We start from the raw sequence: 20,263 nt of genomic DNA, 5'->3' as shown, positions 1-20,263 counted from the left end.
ACCCGTCCCTTGCATAAACCACGCGCAAGAGCGACGTGACGAACGGCCTGCAAACGGCCTCGTCGGGCACTTTCCTCGAGAAACCTGTCACGCCTGCCGAATCAAACATGCAGACGCAAAAAAGCCGGGAATTTCCCGGCTGCCGCATCATACACCCGTTTTCTGAAAGGATCACCCCGCCAGGCATTTTAGCCGCCCGACGGAGTGCGCCTTACAGAATCACGGGCTGGTTACTTGGACTTTTCCAGGTAGCGGAAGAAGTCGCTGCTTGGGTCCAGCACCAGTACGTCGGTTTTGTTCGCGAAGCTTTCACGGTAGGCGCGCAGGCTACGGTAGAACGCGTAGAACTCCTGGTCCTGGCCGTAGGCCTTGGCGTAGATCGCCGCGGCTTGAGCATCGCCATCACCTCGGGCCTCTTCAGACTCGCGATAGGCTTCAGCCAACAGTACACGGCGCTGACGGTCGGCATCGGCGCGGATACCTTCTGCCAGCTCGTTACCCTTGGCGCGGTGCTCACGCGCTTCACGCTCACGCTCGGTGCTCATACGCTCGAACACGCTGCGGTTTACTTCCTTGGGCAGGTCAATGGCCTTGACGCGAACGTCGACCACTTCGATACCCAGCTCTTTTTCCGCCATGGTGTTCAGCGAGCGAGTGATGTCAGCCATCAGCGCATCACGTTCACCGGATACCACCTCGTGCAGGGTGCGCTTACCAAACTGGTCACGCAGGCCCGATTCCAGACGACGGGACAAACGCTCGTCGGCAATCTGCTTGAGGCCGGAGGTCGCGGTGTAGAAGCGCTCGGCATCCTTGACGCGCCACTTGGCGTAGGCGTCAACCATCACGGCTTTCTTTTCCAGGGTCAGGAAGCGCTGTGTCGGTGCATCCAGGGTCATCAGGCGGGCGTCGAACTTGCGCACCTGGTTGACGTAGGGGACTTTCACATGCAGGCCCGGCTGGACATCCGCCTGGACCACGCGACCGAATTGCAGCAGCACCGCACGCTCGGTCTGAGCGACGATGTAGAAGCAGTTCCAGGCAGCGATGACCACGACGACGCCCACAATCAGGGCGGTCAGCGATTTATTGCTCATCAACGGCTCTCCCTGGTACGTGTTTGCTGTTGCAGCAAGTCAGCGGCCGCACGGGCGCTCGCTTCGTTGGCAGCGGCATTCGAACCGGTGGACGGTGCACTGGCGCCACTACGACCACCTTCGATCATCTTGTCCAGCGGCAGGTACAGCAGGTTGTTCTGCCCACCTTTGCTGCCGGTCACGAGAACCTTGCTGGTGTTGCTGAAGACTTCCTGCATGGTGTCCAGGTACAGACGCTCGCGGGTCACTTCAGGGGCCTTGCGGTACTCGGCGACCAGCTTGGTGAAACGATCTGCCTCACCCTTGGCGCGGGAGACCACTTCGTCGCGGTAACCGTTGGCATCTTCAAGGATGCGCTGGGCCTGGCCACGGGCTTCCGGCACAACGCCGTTGGCATAGGTTTCAGCCTGGTTGCGCGAACGCTGCTCGTCTTCACGTGCACGGATCACGTCGTCAAAGGCTTCCTGCACTTCACGCGGTGCCGCTGCGCTCTGTACGTTCACCTGGGTAACGGTGATACCGGTGCGGTAAGTGTCGAGGAAGCGTTGCAGACGCTCCTTGATTTCGCTGGCCATCAACTCACGACCTTCGGTGAGCACCTGGTCCATGGCGGTGGAACCCACCACGTGGCGCAGGGCACTTTCGGTTGCGTGTTGCAGGCTGATTTCCGGCTGATCAACGTTCAGCACGAAGTCTTGCAGGTTGCTGATCTTGTACTGCACGGTCAGCGGCACTTCGACGATGTTCTCGTCTTCGGTCAGCATCTGGCCTTGCTTGGTGTACGCACGCTCACGCGTCACGTTCTCCATGTACTTCTTGTCGATCGGCGGGAAATAGATATTCAGGCCCGGGCCGACAGTCTCGTAGTACTTGCCGAAGCGCAGCACCACGGCTTGCTCCTGCTCGTCCACCACGTACACGGCACTGTAGAGCCATACGGCCGCCAGCACGACAAGGCCCAGACCCAGCAGGCCATAGCCACCGCCCTTGCTGGTGCGACCGCCGTCGTCACCACCGCGTTTTTTTCCACCACCGAACAACCCATTCAGGCTTTCCTGCAGCTTTCGGAAGGCCTCGTCGAGATCCGGTGGCCCCTTGCGGTCGCCATTATTGCGGCGCTTACCACCCCAAGGATCCTGATTATTCGAGTTGCCACCCGGCTCATTCCAAGCCATAGCGCTCTCCATCTGATAAAGCAAAGACGCACCCACGGCGCGCCGACCAATGCTACAGAATGCCTGCTACTGCGGCACAACCGCTTTCTCAGGCTTTTATTGCAAAGTGTGTTGTTCGATGAACTCTGCCGGTACAACACCCTCTCGGCTGACCAGCCGATTGAGTTCCGAGCGTGGCAATCGAACAGCCAGCAAGCTGACACCTTCTTCGTCGTGTTCTTCTTTCTGTACCGCGCCCAACTCGAAAAACTGTGCACGCAGTCGAGCAAAACGCTGCGGCAAGCGCAAGGTGCCGACGAACAAATCGCTGCCGAGCAATTCGGCAATGGCTTGTTCAAGCAGCTCCAAGCCACTGCCGTCACGCGCCGACAGCCAGACCCGCTGGGGCTTGCCGTTCTCGTCGCGCTGGATCTGTGGCTCAACGCCTTCAAGCAAATCGAGTTTGTTATAGACCTCCAGGATCGGCAAGTCCTGGGCACCAATCTCGCCCAGCACCACCATTACCTGTTCAATCTGCAACATGCGATCCGGTTCGGCCGCATCGATCACGTGCAACAGCAGGTCGGAATTGCTCGACTCTTCGAGCGTAGACCGAAATGCCTCGACGAGCTTGTGGGGCAGGTGACGAATGAAACCCACGGTATCGGCCAGCACAATCGGCCCCAGGTCGTCGATATCCAGACGCCGCAGGGTCGGGTCGAGGGTGGCGAACAGTTGGTCGGCCGCGTAAACATCCGACTTGGTCACGTTATTGAACAGCGTGGATTTGCCGGCGTTGGTGTAGCCCACCAACGACACCGTTGGGATATCCGCACGGGAACGGCCACGTCGCGACTGCTCACGCTGGCTGCGCACTTTTTCCAGGCGGCCCTTGATCTGGCGCAGGCGAACCCGCAGCAGACGCCGGTCGGTTTCCAACTGGGTTTCACCCGGGCCACGCATGCCGATACCGCCACCCTGACGCTCAAGGTGAGTCCAGCCGCGAACCAGGCGCGTGCTCATGTGGTCAAGCTGGGCCAGTTCAACCTGGAGCTTGCCTTCATGGGTGCGGGCGCGTTGGGCGAAAATATCGAGAATCAGACCGGTACGGTCGATCACGCGACACTCGAAAACACGTTCGAGGTTACGTTCCTGACTGGGCGTGAGGGTGTGATTGAAGATCACCAGATCGGCTTCTTCGGCATGAACCAGGTCGCGCAGCTCCTCGACCTTGCCGCTGCCAATCAGGTATTTGGCGGTTGGCCGATGACGCGGTACGTTAAAAAACGCAACGGTCTCGGCGCCGGCCGAATTTGCCAACTCCTGAAACTCCTGCGGATCTTCGCGCGCCTCAGGGTCCTGTCCATCCAAGTGAACGAGGATTACTCGCTCACCACCACCGTGGCGCTCAAAGAACAAAGGAGACTCCTATCAGGCGTTACCTGGCTCAGCGTCACCCTGTTCATCACCTGCTGCGCTAGGCAGACGGATTGGACGAACTGGAACGACTGTCGAGATAGCGTGCTTGTAAACCATCTGGCTGACGGTGTTTTTCAGCAGGATAACGAATTGGTCGAACGACTCGATCGTACCTTGCAGCTTGATGCCGTTGACCAGATAGATGGAAACCCCAACTTTCTCTTTACGTAAAGTATTCAAGTAAGGGTCTTGTAGCGAATGCCCTTTTGACATGTGCCGCACTCCTTTAAGGATCAATAATAAAAAATCGGAAAATAGATAGCTTATGGCCGTCACACCCCCAAGGATAGACGGCAATTGCAAGGACTCAGCTCAATATGGAGACCGTTCCCAAGTATTTCAAGGCGCGTGACAGATTGTCGCTGTCCAGGCTGTCCAACCAGTGCAAATCGCTCCAGCTGCGCAGCCAGGTGAACTGGCGCTTCGCCAATTGGCGCGTGGCAATGATGCCGCGCTCCTGCATTTCGGCTGACGTCAGCTTGCCATCCAGATGATCCCAGACTTGGCGGTAGCCTACAGCACGTATCGAAGGCAGCCCGGCATGCAGGTCACCTCTTGAACGCAATGCTACGACCTCGTCCACAAACCCCTGTTCCAACATTATTGTGAATCTTTGTGCAATTCGTTCATGCAACACCTGGCGGTTTGCCGGAGCGATGGCCAGATTCGCAACAGTATAGGGCAATTGTGACTGTCCAGATGCGCCTGCATCAGTACTTTGCGCAGTTTGTTTCAGCCGATGTTCAGTCATGGTCTGGCCACTGACGCGCCAGACTTCCAGGGCGCGTGTGAGCCGCTGGGGGTCATTGGGGTGAATACGTGCCGCAGACACCGGGTCTACCGCCGCCAACTGGTCGTGAAGGGCCTGCCAGCCAAGGCGCGCAGCCTCTTCTTCAAGTTCGGCGCGCACCTGGGCGTCGGCAGGCGGCATATCGGCCAAACCTTCCTGCAACGCCTTGTAGTAGAGCATGGTGCCGCCCACCAACAGCGGGATATTGCCGCGCGCGGTGATCTCGGCCATGGCCGCCAGGGCGTCGGTGCGAAAATCCGCCGCCGAATAGCTCTGCGCCGGATCGATGATGTCGATCAACTGGTGCGGATATTGGGCCAATAGCGCTTTTGACGGCTTGGCCGTACCGATATCCATGTCCCGGTAAACCAGGGCAGAGTCGACGCTGATCAACTCGCAGGGCAGCACCTTGGTCAGCTCGATGGCCAGGTCGGTCTTGCCGGCGGCCGTGGGGCCCATCAGGAAGATGGCGGGAGGCAAGGCGCTCATCAACGGCCGCGCAAGAACAGTTTGTCCAGATCGTCCAGGCCCATCTGGGTCCAGGTCGGCCGGCCATGGTTGCATTGGCCGCTGCGCTCGGTGTTTTCCATGTCGCGCAGCAAGCCGTTCATTTCCGGCAGGGCCAGGCGGCGATTGGCGCGGATGGCGCCGTGGCAGGCCATGGTGCCGAGCAATTCGTTGATATGCGCCTGGATACGGTCGCTGGTCCCGTACTCCATCAGGTCTGCCAGCACGTCGGCCACCAGGCGGTTGGCTTCGGCCTGCTTGAGCAGCGCGGGAATCTGGCGGATCGCCAGGGTTTCCGGGCCCAGGCGTTGCAGCTCGAAGCCCAGCTTCTGGAACACACTGTGATGTTCTTCTGCGCAGTCGGCTTCACGCTGGCTCACCGCCAGGGATTCGGGCACCAGCAGCGGCTGGCCACTGAGGCCTTCGCTGGCCATGGCGATCTTCAGGCGCTCGTACATGATCCGCTCATGGGCAGCGTGCATGTCCACCAGCACCAGGCCATGGGCGTTTTCGGCGAGGATATAAATGCCTTTGAGCTGCGCCAGGGCATAGCCCAGCGGCGGAATATCACCGCCGCCTTCGGGCAACGCCACAGTCGCACCTGGCTCGGCACCCGGCAGCGGCGCGAAAAACTCACGGTACGCCGCCTGGGCCTCGGCCACCGGCACTGTCGATTGCGGGCGCGGTGTGTATTGATACTGATAACCCGCACCGGCACCGGAGTTTGGCGCCGTGTAGGCTGGCTGTGCCTGTGGCGATTGCAGAAGGTTGGCCGCCAGGCTCATCTCGCCCTGGGGGCCGAACTCGCCGGCTTCCGGACCACTTGGCCGCACCACCGCCGTGACAATCGGCGCTGACAACTGATCATCGGGGCGCACGTCACCCAAGGCGCGGTGCAGCGTACCGTAGAGGAAGTCATGCACCATGCGTCCGTCACGAAAGCGCACTTCGTGCTTGGTCGGGTGCACATTGACGTCGACCACCGAAGGGTCAACCTCAAAGAACAGTACAAAGGTCGGGTGCCGCCCGTTGAACAGCACATCGCGATAAGCCTGGCGTACCGCATGGGCCACCAGCTTGTCGCGGACCGCCCGGCCGTTCACAAAGAAATACTGCAAGTCGGCCTGGCTGCGGGAGAACGTCGGCAACCCGACCCAGCCCCACAACCTCAAGCCATTGCGCTCGATCTCAATCGGCAGCGCCTGCTCCAGGAACCCGCTGCCACACACCGCTGCCACCCGCCGAGCACGCGCGGCGTCGTCGTTGGCTTCGTGCAGGCTGAGGATGGTTTTGCCATTGTGGCGCAGGTGAAAGGCCACATCGAAACGCGCCAAGGCCAGGCGCTTGATGACTTCTTGCAGGTGATCGAATTCGGTTTTCTCGGCCTTGAGGAACTTGCGCCGCGCCGGGGTATTGAAGAACAGGTCGCGCACTTCCACTGAGGTGCCCACCGGATGCGCCGCCGGCTGGACCCGAGGCGCCATGTCGCGGCCTTCGGTTTCCACCTGCCAGGCTTGCTCGGCGCTGCGGGTGCGAGAGGTCAGGGTCAGGCGGGCCACGGAGCTGATGGAGGCCAGGGCCTCACCACGAAAGCCCAGGCTCATGACCCGCTCCAGATCCTCCAGATCGCGGATCTTGCTGGTGGCGTGACGGGCCAGGGCCAGGGGCAGGTCATCCGAAGAGATGCCGCTGCCATCGTCACGTACCCGCAGCAGCTTGACGCCGCCCTGCTCCACATCGACATCGATGCGCTTGGCGCCGGAGTCGATACTGTTCTCCAGCAATTCTTTGATTACCGACGCCGGCCGTTCAACCACCTCACCTGCGGCGATCTGGTTGGCAAGACGCGGGCTGAGCAATTCAATGCGCGACCCGCTGTTCAAGATGGATTCACTCATTACTGCGCCGCCAATGAAGTGCCGGGGATGGTCAACACCTGACCGATCTTCAATTCATCGGTTTTCAGGTTATTGGCGCTGCGCAGGGCAGCAGGCGTGACCTGGAAACGTACCGCCAGCATGGCAACGGTGTCACCGGGTTGCACACGATGATCACGCGGGCCCTGGGCGATTTTGCCGGAGTCGCGCAGCCAGGCGATGTAGGTGCCCGGCGGCGGGTTCTGCTGGAAGAACTGGCGCACGCCAGCGCTGATCGAGCGCGCCAACGCTTGCTGGTGACTCGCGCTGGCCAGTTTCGAGGCTTCGTTGGCGTTGGAGATAAACCCGGTTTCCACCAGGATCGACGGGATATCCGGCGATTTCAACACCATGAAACCGGCCTGTTCCACACGTTGTTTATGCAGCGAGGTCACGCGCCCGATATTGCTCAGGACTTTCTGGCCCACGTTCAGGCTGGAGGTCAGCGAAGCGGTCATCGACAGGTCGAGCAGCACGCCTGCGAGCATCTTGTCCTTGTCATCAAGGGACACGTTGCCGGCACCGCCGATCAAGTCGGAACGGTTTTCACTGTCGGCCAGCCAGCGCGCGGTCTCGGAGGTAGCGCCGCGATCTGACAGGGCAAATACCGAGGCACCAAATGCAGCGGTTGAAGGCGCGGCGTCGGCGTGAATGGACACAAACAGGTCCGCGCCCTTCTTGCGGGCAATTTCGGTACGGCCCCGCAATGGAATGAAGTAGTCACCGGTGCGGGTCAACTCGGCGCGGTAGCCTTTCATGCCGTTGACCTGGCGCTGCAGTTCACGGGCGATGGCGAGCACCACGTCTTTCTCATGCTGGCCGCGGGAACCGGAGGCACCCGGGTCTTCGCCACCGTGGCCGGCGTCGATCACCACGATGATGTCGCGCTTGCCTGCCGGGGCGGGCGGCGGCGGTGGCAGCTTGACCTGGGGTTGCGAGGGGTTGACCGGCACCGCAGGCACTGTCGCCACGCTCGGCGTTGGCGCAGGCGGCGGTGCGGCGTCGGCGGGGTTGTCGAACAGGTCGACCACCAGGCGGTTGCCGTATTGGGCGTTGGGCGCCAGGGAGAAGCTCTTGGGGGTCACGGCCTTTTTCAGGTCGATGACCACGCGCAGGTCGGTCGGCGTGCGCTGGGCTGAGCGCATGGCGGTAATGGGCGTGTTGGCGGTGGAGACTTTCAGCGGCGCGGCCAGGCTGGCACCGTTGATGTCGATCACCAAGCGATCAGGCGCCGTCAGGGTAAAGACACTGTGCTGGACCGGGCCAGACAGGTCGAACACCAGTCGCGTGTTATCCGGCGCTCGCCACAGGCGAACACTTTTCACCTGTGAAGCAGCCAGAGCATTGACAGTCATTGCCGCAAGCAACACCCCCACGACAGCAACCAACGCGCGAAAGCGCATACCTAACCCCACCAATTATTTGAATTCCAATGCCAGAGCAGCACACCACGACTCAGCGCGTGGGCTCTGGGGCAACAACTTCAGCTGACGTCCGTGCTCATGCGGCGTAATGGTAATGGTCAGGTCCGGCTTTGGCAAAAAGCCTGTGCCTTTATTTGGCCACTCGATCAGGCACAGCGCATCATCGTCGAAGTAATCACGGATGCCCATGAACTCCAACTCTTCCGGATCGACCAGGCGATAGAGGTCGAAGTGGAAGGCGCGTATATCCCCGATCTCGTAGGGCTCGACCAACGTGAAGGTCGGGCTTTTTACCGCACCGGTATGGCCCAGGCCGCGAATAATCCCCCGGGACAATGTGGTTTTACCTGCCCCCAGGTCACCCTCGAGAAAGATCAACCCAGCCCCTCGCGTGACCTGCGAAATACGCTGACCCAACGCGACCATGGCCTCTTCATCTGCCAGGAAAAGAATCACTTCAGGCACGGCGACTGCTCCTCCAGCAATTGACGAATGGCGGGGATCAGGTCGCTGGCCGCTAACCCTCGACCAAGGCCACCTTGGCGCTCCCCGGCTGTGGCGTGCAACCACACGGCCAGGCAACTGGCCTCGTACGCGGGCATACCCTGAGCCAATAGTGCGCCGACCAGACCGGCCAAGACATCACCGAGCCCCGCCGTCGCCATCGCCGGGTGGCCTTGATCACAACGGGCAAGCCGCCCATCCGGGCTGGCAATCAAACTGCCAGCCCCCTTGAGGATAGTCACTGCATTGAATTTCTGACTCAACGCGCGCGCCACCTTAAGGCGATCAGCCTGAACCTCGGCTGTCGACAGCCCCAACAAACGCGCAGCTTCGCCCGGATGAGGGGTAATCACACAGTTGGCCGGCAGCTCGACGCTGCCAGTGGCCAGTTGATTGAGCGCATCGGCATCCCACACCTGCGGCACGCTGGCATTGGCCGCGACCGACAACAGGCTCTTGCCCCAGGCGGCATCGCCCAGGCCTGGGCCAATGACGATCACCGAGATTTTTTCCAGCAGGCCCATCAACTGGTTGGCCGAGCTCACGCCGACGGCCATGACCTCCGGCAGCCGAGCCAGAGCGGCCGGCACGTGTTCCGGCCGCGTCGCCAGCGAGACCATGCCGGCGCCGCTGCGCAGGGCACTTTCGGTGCTCAGCAACGCCGCGCCGCCAAAGCCACGGTCACCACCGATGACCAGCAGGTGGCCGAATTGGCCCTTATGGGCGTCCGGGGAACGCGCAGCCAGTTGCGGCAAATGGCCGGGCAACAACAGCTGAACGTCGGTAATTGGGTGTTTTGTCTGAGGCATGCGTCTTCAAGCTCCGATGTCTGGCAGAATTATACGCATCTAACCTGTGGTTTCCCGTGTCTCATGCCTGCTATTACCTCCGATCTGCCCGCCCTTGCCCAATCGATCAAAGACTGGGGTCGCGAGCTGGGCTTTCAACAAGTCGGCATCAGCGGCCTCGACCTGGCTGAGCATGAACAGCACCTGCAACGCTGGCTCGACGCGGGTTACCACGGCGAGATGGAGTACATGGGCGCCCACGGCAGCAAACGCTCCCACCCGGACGAGCTGGTGCCCGGCACCTTGCGCGTGGTGTCACTGCGCATGGACTACCTGCCCGGCGATACCCAAATGGCGCAATTGCTGGCCCAGCCAGAAAAAGCCTACATCTCGCGCTACGCCCTGGGCCGCGATTACCACAAGCTGATCCGCAAGCGCGTGCAGCAACTGGCCGACCGTATCCAGGCGCAGATCGGGCCGTTTGGCTTTCGCGCTTTTGTCGACAGCGCGCCCGTCCTGGAAAAAGCCATCGCCGAACAAGCGGGCCTGGGCTGGATCGGTAAAAACACCCTGGTTCTCAACCGCAAGGCTGGCAGTTATTTCTTCCTGAGCGAACTGTTTGTCGATTTGCCGTTGCCGGTAGACCCGCCCCACGCCACCGAACACTGCGGCCGCTGCACGGCGTGCCTGGACATCTGCCCCACCAACGCCTTCGTCGGCCCTTACGTGCTGGACGCCCGGCGCTGCATTTCCTACCTGACCATCGAACTCAAAAGCGCCATTCCCGAGGACTTGCGCCCGTTAATCGGTAACCGCGTGTTTGGCTGCGATGACTGTCAGATCGTTTGCCCGTGGAATCGTTTCGCCCGACCCACCGCCGAAAGCGATTTCAAGCCACGGCACAATCTGGATAACGCTGAACTGGCCGAATTGTTTATGTGGGACGAGGATAAATTCCTCAGCAGCACCGAGGGCTCGCCCCTGCGCCGCGCCGGTTACGAGCGCTGGTTACGCAACCTGGCGGTGGGCCTGGGCAATGCGCCCTCCAGCATTCCAGTGCTGGAAGCCTTGAAGGCGCGGCGCGACTACCCGTCGGAGTTGGTACGCGAACACGTGGAATGGGCGCTGGAGCAACACGCTGCGCGCTAGTGCACATCGTCGTTGTAGACGAACTTGGGCATTTCCCAGTGAAAACGGATCGCCAGCAGGCGCAACAGGAAGCCACTGAACAGCGTCAGCAGAATCGCTTGCTCGCTGGGCAGCTCCAGGTACAGACACAGCAGGTAGAACCACGCTGCCAGGAAAGACACGCTGGCATACAGCTCGCGGCGGAAGATCAGCGGGATGTCGTTACAGAAGATATCCCGCAGGATGCCGCCGAATACCCCGGTGATGACCCCGCTGACCGACGCCACCAACATGCCGTGGCCCATTTCAAGTGCGGTCATGCAGCCGATCAGGGTGAACGCCACCAACCCCACCGCATCCAGCGCCAGGAACAGCGAGCGCAGGTGGCGCATCAAGGGCGCGATAAAGATCGTCACCAACGCCGCAACGGAGGTCAGCACCAGGTACTCCGGGTGTTTGACCCAGGTCAGCGGGTAGTGGCCAAGCAACACATCGCGCACCGAACCGCCGCCCAAGGCCGTCACGCAGGCGATCAGCACCACGCCAAACCAGTCCATGCCACGCCGGCCCGCGGACAGCGCGCCGGTCATGGCTTCGGCGGTGATGGCGACGAGGTAGAGCATCAGCAACATGATGGCGATCCTGACAGAGAGGCCGGCAGTCTAATCATTTGCCGAGGGCACCAAAAGGGGGCGTTTGGCTAAAGACCGCGTCGCGCCCTTCGCGAGCAAGCCCGCTCCCACACTTGACCGAGTTTTCATGACGAACGGGGAACATATGTGGGAGCGGGCTTGCTCGCGAAGGCGTCGGGCCAGGCGCTACATCTTCAAGCCTTGATGAAATGCTTGCGGTAATGCTGCAACTCGGCAATCGACTCGCGAATATCATCCAGCGCCAGGTGCGTGCTGCCTTTATGGAAGCTGTCCTTGACTTCCGGCGCCCAACGCGCAGCCAGTTCCTTCAAGGTCGACACGTCCAGGTTGCGGTAGTGGAAGTAACTTTCCAGCCCCTTCATGTGCGTATAAAGGAAGCGACGATCCTGGCAGATGCTATTGCCGCAGATTGGCGACTTGCCCTTGGGCACCCATTTTTCCAGGAAGGCGATGGTTTCGGCTTCGGCTTCGGCCATGCTGATGCGGCTGTCGCGCACGCGCTGGGTCAGCCCGGAGTTACCGTGGGTGCGGGTGTTCCACTCGTCCATGGTGGCGAGCACGGCGTCGCTGTGGTGGATGGCGATCACCGGACCTTCGGCCAAGGTGTTGAGGTTGCTGTCGGTGACAATGGTCGCCATCTCGATGATGACGTCGGTGTCGGGGTTCAGACCGGTCATTTCCAGATCGATCCAAATCAGGTTCTGTGGGTTTTGCATGGCTTGATTCTCTTGGCACCTTGGCGTAGCCGGGCAGTTTAGCAGGCGGGGGCGTGCTAGACTCGCGACCGTTTTACCCAACTTTTGCATTATCGACACGGAACACCAATGGCCAAACGCCAGCTCAACCGTCGCCAAAACTGGCGCATCGAAAAGATTCAAGGTGAACGCGCTGCACGCGCCGCCAAACGTGAATCCTCCGCCGTGGAAGCGCTCGAGGGCGGCGACCTGGGGCCCGAACAAACCGGCCTGGTGATCGCGCACTTTGGTGTGCAGGTCGAGGTCGAGGCGCTCGAAGGCGAACTCGCAGGCCAGGTGTTCCGTTGCCATTTGCGCGCCAACCTGCCTGCGCTGGTCACTGGAGACAAGGTCGTGTGGCGTGCCGGCAACCAGGGCATCGGCGTGATCGTCGCCCAGTTGCCGCGCAGCACCGAACTGCGCCGCCCCGACAGCCGTGGGCAGCTCAAGCCGGTGGCGGCCAACGTCGACATGATCGTGATCGTGTTCGCGCCACTGCCCGAGCCCCATGCCAACCTGATCGACCGCTACCTGGTCGCGGCTGAGCATGCCGGCATCCGCCCGCTGCTGCTGCTGAACAAATTCGACCTGATCGACGAGCAGAACGCCCCGGCGCTCAATGCGTTACTGGCGGTCTACCGCACCCTGGGCTACCCGGTGCTGGAAGTATCAGCCCATCACGGCAACGGTATGGAACAACTGCAACAGCAATTGGACGGGCGTATCAGCGTGTTCGTCGGCCAGTCTGGCGTGGGCAAGTCGTCGCTGGTCAACAGCCTGTTGCCGGAAGTCGAAACCCGCGTGGGGCCGCTGTCGGAGCTGTCCGGCCAGGGCACCCACACCACCACCACCGCACGGTTGTTCCACTTCCCGGGCGGCGGCGAGTTGATCGACTCGCCGGGCATTCGTGAGTTCGGCTTGGGCCACGTCAGCCGCAGCGATGTGGAAGCGGGCTTTATCGAGTTCAACGACCTGATCGGCACCTGCCGCTTCCGCGACTGCAAACATGACCGCGAGCCGGGTTGTGCGTTGCTCAAGGCGCTGGAGGATGGCCGCGTGCAGCAGCAGCGGATGAACAGCTATCGGTCGATTATTGCGAGCTTGCCTGAGAGCAGCTACTAACCTACCGCCAGTTCTGTAGGAGCGAGCTTGCTCGCGAAGATCCCAAGCGCAACGCGGGCATCCTGGATACACGCGTTATCGTTGACGTTTTTCGCGAGCAAGCTCGCTCCTACAATGACAGCGCAGATACAAAAAGGCCGCGATCATCGCGGCCTTTTTGTATCTGGAGCTTAGGAGGCCGGTGCAGGCACCGTAGGATCCTTGACACCCCCATCATCAAACAGGTTCAGCTTCTGGCGCAGCTCATGGGCTGGCAGCGGTTCCTGCTCAGGCGGCAGCGCGTTGGGGTCGGCCGGCACTTCGCCTGGCGCACCCTCGCCTTGGGTCGGTGCCGGTGGCGGTGGTTGATCGCCCTCAATCGCACGCTGGGCTTTTTTGGTCAGCACCACGATGTCGATACGGCGGTTGACCGGGTTGAACGGGTCTTGGGGATCAAACAGCTGCGAGGAGGCAAAGCCCACCACCCGCGCCACTTGCGGGTCTGGATAGCTGCCAGCTACCAGCGCACGGCGGGCGGCGTTGGCGCGGTTGGCCGAGAGTTCCCAGTTGCCGAAATCACCCTGGCCCGCGTAGGGCTTGGCGTCGGTATGGCCGCTGATGCTGATCTTGTTCGGCACTGCCTTGATGGTGTCAGCCATGGCCAGCAGGATGTCTTCAAAGTACGGCTTCAAGCGCGCACTGCCAGAGTCGAACATCGGCCGGTTGGCCGCATCGGTGATCTGGATGCGCAACCCCTCGGGTGTGATCTCGAAGGAAATCTGGTCCTTGAACTTCAGCAACTGTGGGTTTTCTTCGACCTTGTTCTGCAATTCTTGCAGCAACAGCTCCAGGCGCTCCTGTTCGACCTGCTCGGCCATGGATTCGACGGTGTCGCGCTCAATCGGGATTTTTTCCTGGGGCGACTCAGTTTGCACTTCTGGATTGATGGTGCGCTCGGGCGCCAGTTCTGGCGAGCCGCCCAGGTCAATGACAAACGGCGTGCCGCTTTCCGAAAAGCCAATCGGGTCCTTGAAGTAGCCAGCGATGGCGATCTTCTGTTCCGGCGTAGCGGTGGACATCAGCCACAGCACCAGGAAGAACGCCATCATCGCCGTGGCAAAGTCGGCGAAGGCGATTTTCCAGGCACCGCCATGGTGCCCCGCAGCGAAGCGCTTGACGCGCTTGATGATGATCGGCTGGTTGTTTTCCATGGCTTAGCGACCGCGAACCGCTTGTTCCAGCTCGGAGAAGCTTGGGCGATGTTTCGGGTACAGCACCTTGCGCCCGAACTCCACGGCCAGCGACGGCGGCATGCCCGAGGCCGATGCCACCAGGCACGCCTTGATCGCTTCGTAGAGGTTGATCTCTTCCTTGGCATCGTGGGCCAGGGAGGTGGCGAGCGGGCCGAAGAAACCATAGGCGGCGAGAATACCGAAGAAGGTCCCCACCAGCGCCGCACCTACGTGCATACCGATGGCCGCCTGATCGCCTTCGCCCAGGGAGGCCATGGTCACCACGATACCCAGTACCGCCGCGACAATACCGAAACCGGGCATGCCGTCGGCGATGCCGGTCACGGCGTGGGAAGGATGCTCCAGCTCTTCCTTAAGGCTGAACAACTCCATGTCGAACAGGCCTTCCAGCTCGTGGGGCGCCATGTTGCCGGAGGACATGATGCGCAGGTAATCACAGATATACGCGGTCATGCGCTCGTCTTTGAGCACGGCCGGGTACTTGGCAAAAATCGGGCTGGCCGCGGCGTCTTCGATGTCGCCCTCGATCGCCATCATGCCTTCGCGGCGGCTTTTGTTGAGGATCTCGTAGATCAGCCCCAGCACTTCCAGATAAAACGTGTGGGAGAAGCGAGAGCTGAACATGCCCAGGGACTTCTTGACCACGTGCATGGTCATATAGCCTGGGTTGGCCTGCAAAAATGCGCCGAACGCGGCACCGCCGATAATCAGCACTTCGAAAGGCTGGATCAGTGCGGCGATTTTACCGTGGGAGAGGACGTACCCTCCGAGCACACTTGCGATGACGACAATGATGCCGATAATTTTAGCCATAGGAGAGGGGTACTTGCGCCGTCGGGTTCATGGACATATGGGGTGTTGCACAAAACTCTTGTTCTACTTATCGGCAAAACTGCGCCAGACTATAGCCCGTTAAGGCGAAAAGCCAATTCGGCCCGTTCCGGGCGTGTTGAACGCAAGTGATGATCGCGCCCCAATCATGGCAATTGAAACGACAGTCCCAACAAACCGCCCCACTACCCTCGCCGCTTGGATCAAGTGCCTGGACGACGTGCTGCTGCCCGTGCCCCAGGCCAGCCATGAACGCGTGTGCAAAGCCATTCGCGATAGCCGCAGTTCATTGCGAGATATTGCTGAGTTGATGCAAAACAGTCCGGCCCTGGTGCTGAGTGTGATGCGCGAAGCCAACAGCCAAGCCCACGGCAGCCTGGCCGAACCTGCGGAAAACCTTGAAGTCGCGCTTAACCGCCTGGGCCTCAAACGTGCCGAGGAGTTGTTGGCGCGCCTGCCTTCGGTACCCGCCCAGGAAATCCCCGTGGCCTTGCGTCAGCTGTTGCTGATCAGCCAGCACGCATCACAGCAAGCCAACGGTTTGTTCGGCAGTCGCCTGGCGCGGCTGTGGCAGGACATCCACTGGGGCAGCCTGCTGTTTCTGTCGCCGCTGTGGCCGATGGCCGTCGCCTACCCCAAGCTCCTGGAGGAGTGGGAGTTGCGGGTGATCCATAAAGGCCAATCGGTGCGCCAGGTCGAGCAACAGCTGTTCGGCGTGCGTTTGCTTGACCTGTGCCTGGGCTTGACCGAAGCCTGGCACCTGCCGATCTGGGTTTCGCAAGGCTACAAGTTGCTGTTGGCCGAGCAACGCCTGCTGGTCAAGGCGCTGCACATTGCCCGTCAAGACGATGCCCTGCGCCACCAGCAATTGCTCGATGCCGAGCCCAACCTGCGGCGCTGGCTGAACCAGCCGGCCAACACCGTGTTGCTGGCCAACGGCCTGGCGATGTCGGCCCAGGAATCCTGGACCTGCCCGCACACCGAGCGCTGGCAATACCTGACGGCGCTGTACCTGCAAACGCCGTTGAGCGATGTGCAACAGCAAGCCCACCAGCAAGCGGTGACCAGTGCTCGTACCACCTTGATGCCCGACCTCTGGCACCCGGCGCTGTCGCTGATCTGGCCGTGGCACGTACAGAAAGTCCATCGCGGCTTGCTGCCTGCACCGCCTCCGACTGCCGAAGCGTTGGCCGTGTGGCGCACGCGTTGCACCGAGCTGCTGGTGGAGCCGAGCCGCTTTGCCAACGCCATGCACCTGACCACTTGCGCCAAGGAAGCCCTGGTCGCCAGTGGCATGCAGCGGGTACTGATATTCATGGCAGATCGCGCCTTGAGCACCTTGCGCGTACACCAAGCCGACGGCCTGCCCAAGGACGCGGCTCACCTGAGCCTGGATGTAATGAACAGCACGTTGCTGCAACGCTTGCTGGAAAAGTCTGCTCAGGTACGCCTGAACCCCGACAACCATGCGCAGTTTTCCGCATTGCTGCCACCGATCCTGCGTCGTCTGTTTATTGGCGAGCACCTGCTGTTGCGCTCACTGAGCTGCAACGGTCGCGTGGTCATGCTGATCGTGGCGGACCAGGGGGGAGGGCCGCTCTCGGAAACCACCGTGCAGGCGTTCGGCAAAACCGCCCAATGCATCGAGAAAGCCCTGCACAGCTTTACCAACCGCAGCGCCTGATGCTTGCGCTACAATCACCGGCCTTTATCGCCAACATTTGTGCCCAGGAGACCTCACATGCCTGACTTCTCTGGCTTGCCGCTGGTGATCGAATCCGCCGACCTGTTGGGTCGCCTCGATTCCAAGCACTTGATACTGGTAGACCTCACCAATGTCGCCCGCTACGCCGAAGGGCATATCCCCGGCGCGCATTTCGTTGACCCCAAGCGCACCCAACTGGGCCAGCCACCGGCACCCGGCCTGCTACCGAGCAAGGCCGACCTGGAAAAACTGTTCGGCGAACTGGGCCACACCCCGGACGCCACCTATGTGGTCTATGACGACGAAGGCGGCGGTTGGGCCGGGCGTTTTATCTGGATGCTCGACGTAATCGGCCACCAGAAATATCACTACCTCGACGGCGGCCTGCTGGCATGGCTGGAGGAAGGACACCCGCTTTCCACCGATGTGCCCCCAGCAGCCGGCGGCCCGGTCAGCCTTACGCTGCACGACGGCCCTACCGCCACCCGCGAATACCTGCAAAGCCGCCTCGGCGCGGCCGACCTGGGGATCTGGGACGCTCGTGGCCCGCTGGAGTATTCCGGCGAGAAAGTGCTCGCAGCCAAGGGCGGCCACATTCCCGGCGCGGTGAATTTCGAATGGACCGCCGGCATGGACAAGGCACGCAACCTGCGTATCCGCCGTGACATGCCGCAAATCCTTGAAGGCCTCGGGCTGACCAAAGACAAAGAAATCATCACCCACTGCCAGACTCACCACCGCTCTGGCTTCACCTACCTGGTGGCCAAGGCGCTCGGTTATCCGCGAGTCAAAGGTTATGCCGGTTCCTGGGGCGAATGGGGCAACCACCCCGACACCCCCGTTGAGATTTAAGGTTTAAGGACAGTTATGAAAAAGCAGTTGTTTATCCTCAGCCAGTACTTGCTGCCGCACCACTTGCTGTCGCGCCTGGCCGGCTGTATCGCCGAGTGCCGCGTGCGCTGGTTCAAGAACGCCTTCACTGCCTGGTTCGCCAAGCGCTACCAGGTGGACATGTCCCAGGCCCTGGTGGAAGACCTGAGCGCCTACGAGCACTTCAACGCCTTCTTCACCCGCGCGTTGAAAGACGGCGCCCGCCCGTTGGATCCAACCCCAGGCGCAGTGCTGAGCCCCGCCGACGGTGCGGTCAGCCAGCTAGGCCCGATCGAACATGGCCGTATCTTCCAGGCCAAGGGCCACAGCTTCAGCGTGCTGGAACTGCTCGGTGGCGATGCGGCAATGGCTGCGCCGTTCATGGGCGGCGACTTCGCGACTATTTACCTGTCGCCCAAGGACTACCACCGGGTGCACATGCCGCTGGCTGGTACCCTGCGCGAGATGGTGTATGTGCCAGGGCGGATTTTCTCGGTCAACCAGACCACCGCCGAAAACGTGCCGGAGCTGTTCGCCCGTAACGAGCGTGTTGTCTGCCTGTTTGACACCGAACGCGGCCCGATGGCCGTGGTGTTGGTGGGTGCGATGATTGTTGCTTCGATTGAAACCGTGTGGGCAGGCTTGGTAACGCCGCCGAAACGTGAGCTGAAAACCTTCCGCTACGACGAAGCGGCCCGTGCGCCGATTCATCTGGAAAAGGGTGCGGAACTGGGTCGTTTCAAACTGGGATCGACCGCCATCGTGTTGTTCGGGCCGGATCAAGTGAAGTGGGCTGAAGAACTGGCAGCGGGTACGCCGGTGCAGATGGGCCAGGGTATCGCACTGCCGAAAGCTTGATCGACACAGTCCCTGTAGGAGCGAGCTTGCTCGCGAAGCACTCAAGAACACCGCGGACATCCAGAATGCCCGGGGAATCGTTGACGATTTTCGCGAGCAAGCTCGCTCCTACAGTGGTTTGTGTGATGCTCTAGAGCTGACCGTCGCGGTCACGCAAGCCCAGCAGATACAGCACGCCATCCAGCCCCAGTGTCGAAATCGCCTGCTTGGCTGACTGCTTGACCAACGGTTTGGCACGGAACGCCACGCCCAACCCGGCAATCGCCAGCATCGGCAAGTCATTGGCGCCGTCGCCGACCGCAATGGTCTGTTCCAGGCGCAAGCCTTCCTTGTGGGCCAATTCCTTGAGCAGGTCGGCCTTGCGCTGGGCGTCGACAATCGGCTCCACCGCGACGCCAGTCACTTTGCCATCCACCACTTCCAGCTCGTTGGCGAATACATAGTCAATGCCCAGCTTGGCCTGCAACTGCTTGGCGAAGTAAGTGAAGCCGCCGGACAGGATGGCGGTCTTATAGCCCAGGCGTTTGAGTTCGGCGAACAGGGTTTCGGCGCCTTCAGTCAGGCGCAGCGACGCGCCGATCGAGTCCAGCACGCCCACGTCCAGGCCCTTGAGCAGCGCCAGACGCTCCTTGAAGCTGGCACGAAAATCCAGCTCGCCGGCCATCGCGCGCTCGGTAATCTCCGAGACTTGCTCGCCTACACCGGCCGCCTTGGCCAGTTCGTCGATGACTTCGGCTTCGATCAAGGTGGAGTCCATGTCGAACACCGCCAAGCGGCGGTTGCGACGGAACAGGGAGTCTTCCTGGAAGGCGATATCGACATTCAGTTCCTGAGCCACGCTCAGGAAATCGGCGCGCAGCGCTTGCGCGTCAGCCGGTTCGCCACGCACGGAGAATTCGATGCAGCCCTTGCCCTTGTCAGCCGGGGTGTCCAATGGCATGCGACCCGACAGACGGTCGATATGGTCGATATTCAATCCGTATTGCGCGGTGATCGAACTGACGCGCTGCAACTGCTCAGCCGTTACCTTGCGGGTCAACAGGGTGACGATATGGCGCTTTTTACCCTGGCCTTCGACCCAGTGCTGGTAGTCAGCTTCGGACACCGGGGTGAAACGCACCTGTTGATCGAGCTTATACGCGGTAAACAGAATGTCCTTGAGCACCGAAGAGGCCTGTTCGGTGCTGGGGATTTCCACCAGGATGCCGAACGACAAGGTGTCGTGGATCACCGCCTGGCCGATGTCGAGAATGTTCACACCACCCTGGGCCAGGACGCCGGTAATGGCTGCGGTGAGACCCGGTCGGTCTTCACCCGTGATGTTGATCAGGACAATTTCGCGCAAAGCGCACCCCCAGGCTGGAAAAAAACCGCATTCTACCCACTTTCAGTGACCATCGGGCACAGCCAGCGCTTTGCCGGCCATGGGCCTGTCGCTATACTGCGCGTCAACTTCACGGACCAAGAGCCG

At 61.1% G+C, this 20,263-nt stretch carries 19 protein-coding genes; 5 read left to right on the top strand and 14 right to left on the bottom strand.

All coding sequences use genetic code 11. The features are described from left to right. Positions 1-230: 230 nt before the first annotated feature. From hflC to BUE92_RS16025, 9 genes are all read right to left on the bottom strand, one after another. The gene (gene hflC, locus BUE92_RS16065) at positions 231-1,097 is read right to left on the bottom strand and encodes a protease modulator HflC (protein WP_003188064.1); all 867 of its coding nucleotides are present in this window, start codon (positions 1,095-1,097) and stop codon (positions 231-233) included. Beyond that, the gene (gene hflK / locus BUE92_RS16060) at positions 1,097-2,272 is read right to left on the bottom strand and encodes an FtsH protease activity modulator HflK (protein WP_003188062.1); all 1,176 of its coding nucleotides are present in this window, start codon (positions 2,270-2,272) and stop codon (positions 1,097-1,099) included. Before hflK ends, hflC begins: the two co-directional genes overlap by 1 nt. A 96-nt stretch (positions 2,273-2,368) precedes the next feature. After that, complete coding sequence (hflX, locus tag BUE92_RS16055; RefSeq protein WP_003188061.1) at positions 2,369-3,670, bottom strand: ribosome rescue GTPase HflX; 1,302 nt, start codon at positions 3,668-3,670, stop codon at positions 2,369-2,371. A gap of 12 nt (positions 3,671-3,682) precedes the next feature. Beyond that, positions 3,683-3,943, bottom strand: coding sequence for an RNA chaperone Hfq (gene hfq / locus BUE92_RS16050; RefSeq protein ID WP_003188059.1), 261 nt, complete (start codon positions 3,941-3,943; stop codon positions 3,683-3,685). A gap of 94 nt (positions 3,944-4,037) precedes the next feature. Continuing rightward, positions 4,038-5,009, bottom strand: coding sequence for a tRNA (adenosine(37)-N6)-dimethylallyltransferase MiaA (miaA, locus tag BUE92_RS16045; protein WP_073524884.1), 972 nt, complete (start codon positions 5,007-5,009; stop codon positions 4,038-4,040). After that, complete coding sequence (mutL, locus tag BUE92_RS16040) at positions 5,009-6,925, bottom strand: DNA mismatch repair endonuclease MutL (RefSeq protein WP_073524883.1); 1,917 nt, start codon at positions 6,923-6,925, stop codon at positions 5,009-5,011. The genes miaA and mutL overlap by 1 nt, the downstream gene beginning before the upstream one ends. Next, a complete protein-coding gene (locus BUE92_RS16035; RefSeq protein WP_003188054.1) occupies positions 6,925-8,346 on the bottom strand; it encodes an N-acetylmuramoyl-L-alanine amidase in 1,422 nt (473 codons plus the stop codon). Before BUE92_RS16035 ends, mutL begins: the two co-directional genes overlap by 1 nt. A 15-nt stretch (positions 8,347-8,361) precedes the next feature. Continuing rightward, positions 8,362-8,832 (bottom strand): tRNA (adenosine(37)-N6)-threonylcarbamoyltransferase complex ATPase subunit type 1 TsaE, encoded by a 471-nt coding sequence (gene tsaE, locus BUE92_RS16030; protein WP_073524880.1) that lies wholly within the window; start codon positions 8,830-8,832, stop codon positions 8,362-8,364. Then, on the bottom strand, positions 8,820-9,680 hold the full coding sequence (locus tag BUE92_RS16025) for an NAD(P)H-hydrate dehydratase (RefSeq protein WP_073524878.1): 861 nt from the start codon (positions 9,678-9,680) through the stop codon (positions 8,820-8,822). Before BUE92_RS16025 ends, tsaE begins: the two co-directional genes overlap by 13 nt. A gap of 63 nt (positions 9,681-9,743) precedes the next feature. Here BUE92_RS16025 and queG point away from each other — a divergent pair, with 63 nt between their 5' ends. Continuing rightward, positions 9,744-10,808 carry a tRNA epoxyqueuosine(34) reductase QueG gene (queG, locus tag BUE92_RS16020; protein ID WP_032904047.1) on the top strand — a complete coding sequence of 355 codons (1,065 nt, stop codon included), beginning with the start codon at positions 9,744-9,746 and terminating at the stop codon, positions 10,806-10,808. Here the strand turns inward: queG and BUE92_RS16015 are convergent. Continuing rightward, positions 10,805-11,422: a trimeric intracellular cation channel family protein gene (locus BUE92_RS16015; RefSeq protein WP_169913170.1), complete on the bottom strand. Its 618-nt coding sequence runs from the start codon at positions 11,420-11,422 to the stop codon at positions 10,805-10,807. The genes queG and BUE92_RS16015 overlap by 4 nt on opposite strands. A gap of 191 nt (positions 11,423-11,613) precedes the next feature. Further along, a complete protein-coding gene (orn, locus tag BUE92_RS16010; RefSeq protein WP_003171343.1) occupies positions 11,614-12,156 on the bottom strand; it encodes an oligoribonuclease in 543 nt (180 codons plus the stop codon). Between the two features lie 108 nt (positions 12,157-12,264). On the opposite strand from orn, the gene rsgA reads away from it, so the two are divergent. Beyond that, positions 12,265-13,296 carry a small ribosomal subunit biogenesis GTPase RsgA gene (gene rsgA / locus BUE92_RS16005; protein ID WP_003188044.1) on the top strand — a complete coding sequence of 344 codons (1,032 nt, stop codon included), beginning with the start codon at positions 12,265-12,267 and terminating at the stop codon, positions 13,294-13,296. Between the two features lie 170 nt (positions 13,297-13,466). Here the strand turns inward: rsgA and motB are convergent, their stop codons facing one another. Then, complete coding sequence (gene motB / locus BUE92_RS16000; protein ID WP_073524876.1) at positions 13,467-14,486, bottom strand: flagellar motor protein MotB; 1,020 nt, start codon at positions 14,484-14,486, stop codon at positions 13,467-13,469. Positions 14,487-14,489: 3 nt separating this feature from the next. Beyond that, complete coding sequence (motA, locus tag BUE92_RS15995; RefSeq protein WP_003188041.1) at positions 14,490-15,341, bottom strand: flagellar motor stator protein MotA; 852 nt, start codon at positions 15,339-15,341, stop codon at positions 14,490-14,492. A 166-nt stretch (positions 15,342-15,507) separates the two neighbouring features. Between motA and BUE92_RS15990 the strand changes: the two genes are divergently transcribed. From BUE92_RS15990 to asd, 3 genes are read left to right on the top strand one after another with little or no spacing between them, the layout of a single operon-like run. Continuing rightward, positions 15,508-17,043 (top strand): HDOD domain-containing protein, encoded by a 1,536-nt coding sequence (locus BUE92_RS15990; protein ID WP_073524874.1) that lies wholly within the window; start codon positions 15,508-15,510, stop codon positions 17,041-17,043. Positions 17,044-17,100: 57 nt separating this feature from the next. Beyond that, positions 17,101-17,916: a rhodanese-like domain-containing protein gene (locus BUE92_RS15985; RefSeq protein ID WP_073524873.1), complete on the top strand. Its 816-nt coding sequence runs from the start codon at positions 17,101-17,103 to the stop codon at positions 17,914-17,916. 15 nt (positions 17,917-17,931) lie between these two features. Then, positions 17,932-18,792: an archaetidylserine decarboxylase gene (gene asd / locus BUE92_RS15980; protein WP_073524872.1), complete on the top strand. Its 861-nt coding sequence runs from the start codon at positions 17,932-17,934 to the stop codon at positions 18,790-18,792. Between the two features lie 130 nt (positions 18,793-18,922). Here the strand turns inward: asd and serB are convergent, their stop codons facing one another. Then, positions 18,923-20,137: a phosphoserine phosphatase SerB gene (gene serB, locus BUE92_RS15975; protein WP_003188034.1), complete on the bottom strand. Its 1,215-nt coding sequence runs from the start codon at positions 20,135-20,137 to the stop codon at positions 18,923-18,925. Positions 20,138-20,263 lie beyond the last annotated feature (126 nt).

Origin of the sequence: Pseudomonas fluorescens (genome assembly GCF_001902145.1) — a bacterium.
Taxonomy (GTDB): Bacteria; Pseudomonadota; Gammaproteobacteria; order Pseudomonadales; family Pseudomonadaceae; genus Aquipseudomonas; species Aquipseudomonas fluorescens_BV.
The sequence above is the reverse complement of the archived record's forward strand: the minus strand, read 5'-3'. Positions and strand labels throughout refer to the sequence as shown.

Coding starts and splice junctions, on each gene's coding strand:
- hflC (WP_003188064.1), bottom strand. CDS start 1,097: ATGAGCAATAAATCGCTGACCGCCCTGATTGTGGGCGTCGTCGTGGTC.
- hflK (WP_003188062.1), bottom strand. CDS start 2,272: ATGGCTTGGAATGAGCCGGGTGGCAACTCGAATAATCAGGATCCTTGG.
- hfq (WP_003188059.1), bottom strand. CDS start 3,943: ATGTCAAAAGGGCATTCGCTACAAGACCCTTACTTGAATACTTTACGT.
- miaA (WP_073524884.1), bottom strand. CDS start 5,009: ATGAGCGCCTTGCCTCCCGCCATCTTCCTGATGGGCCCCACGGCCGCC.
- mutL (WP_073524883.1), bottom strand. CDS start 6,925: ATGAGTGAATCCATCTTGAACAGCGGGTCGCGCATTGAATTGCTCAGC.
- BUE92_RS16035 (WP_003188054.1), bottom strand. CDS start 8,346: ATGCGCTTTCGCGCGTTGGTTGCTGTCGTGGGGGTGTTGCTTGCGGCA.
- BUE92_RS16025 (WP_073524878.1), bottom strand. CDS start 9,680: ATGCCTCAGACAAAACACCCAATTACCGACGTTCAGCTGTTGTTGCCC.
- queG (WP_032904047.1), top strand. CDS start 9,744: ATGCCTGCTATTACCTCCGATCTGCCCGCCCTTGCCCAATCGATCAAA.
- orn (WP_003171343.1), bottom strand. CDS start 12,156: ATGCAAAACCCACAGAACCTGATTTGGATCGATCTGGAAATGACCGGT.
- rsgA (WP_003188044.1), top strand. CDS start 12,265: ATGGCCAAACGCCAGCTCAACCGTCGCCAAAACTGGCGCATCGAAAAG.
- motB (WP_073524876.1), bottom strand. CDS start 14,486: ATGGAAAACAACCAGCCGATCATCATCAAGCGCGTCAAGCGCTTCGCT.
- motA (WP_003188041.1), bottom strand. CDS start 15,341: ATGGCTAAAATTATCGGCATCATTGTCGTCATCGCAAGTGTGCTCGGA.
- BUE92_RS15990 (WP_073524874.1), top strand. CDS start 15,508: ATGGCAATTGAAACGACAGTCCCAACAAACCGCCCCACTACCCTCGCC.
- BUE92_RS15985 (WP_073524873.1), top strand. CDS start 17,101: ATGCCTGACTTCTCTGGCTTGCCGCTGGTGATCGAATCCGCCGACCTG.
- asd (WP_073524872.1), top strand. CDS start 17,932: ATGAAAAAGCAGTTGTTTATCCTCAGCCAGTACTTGCTGCCGCACCAC.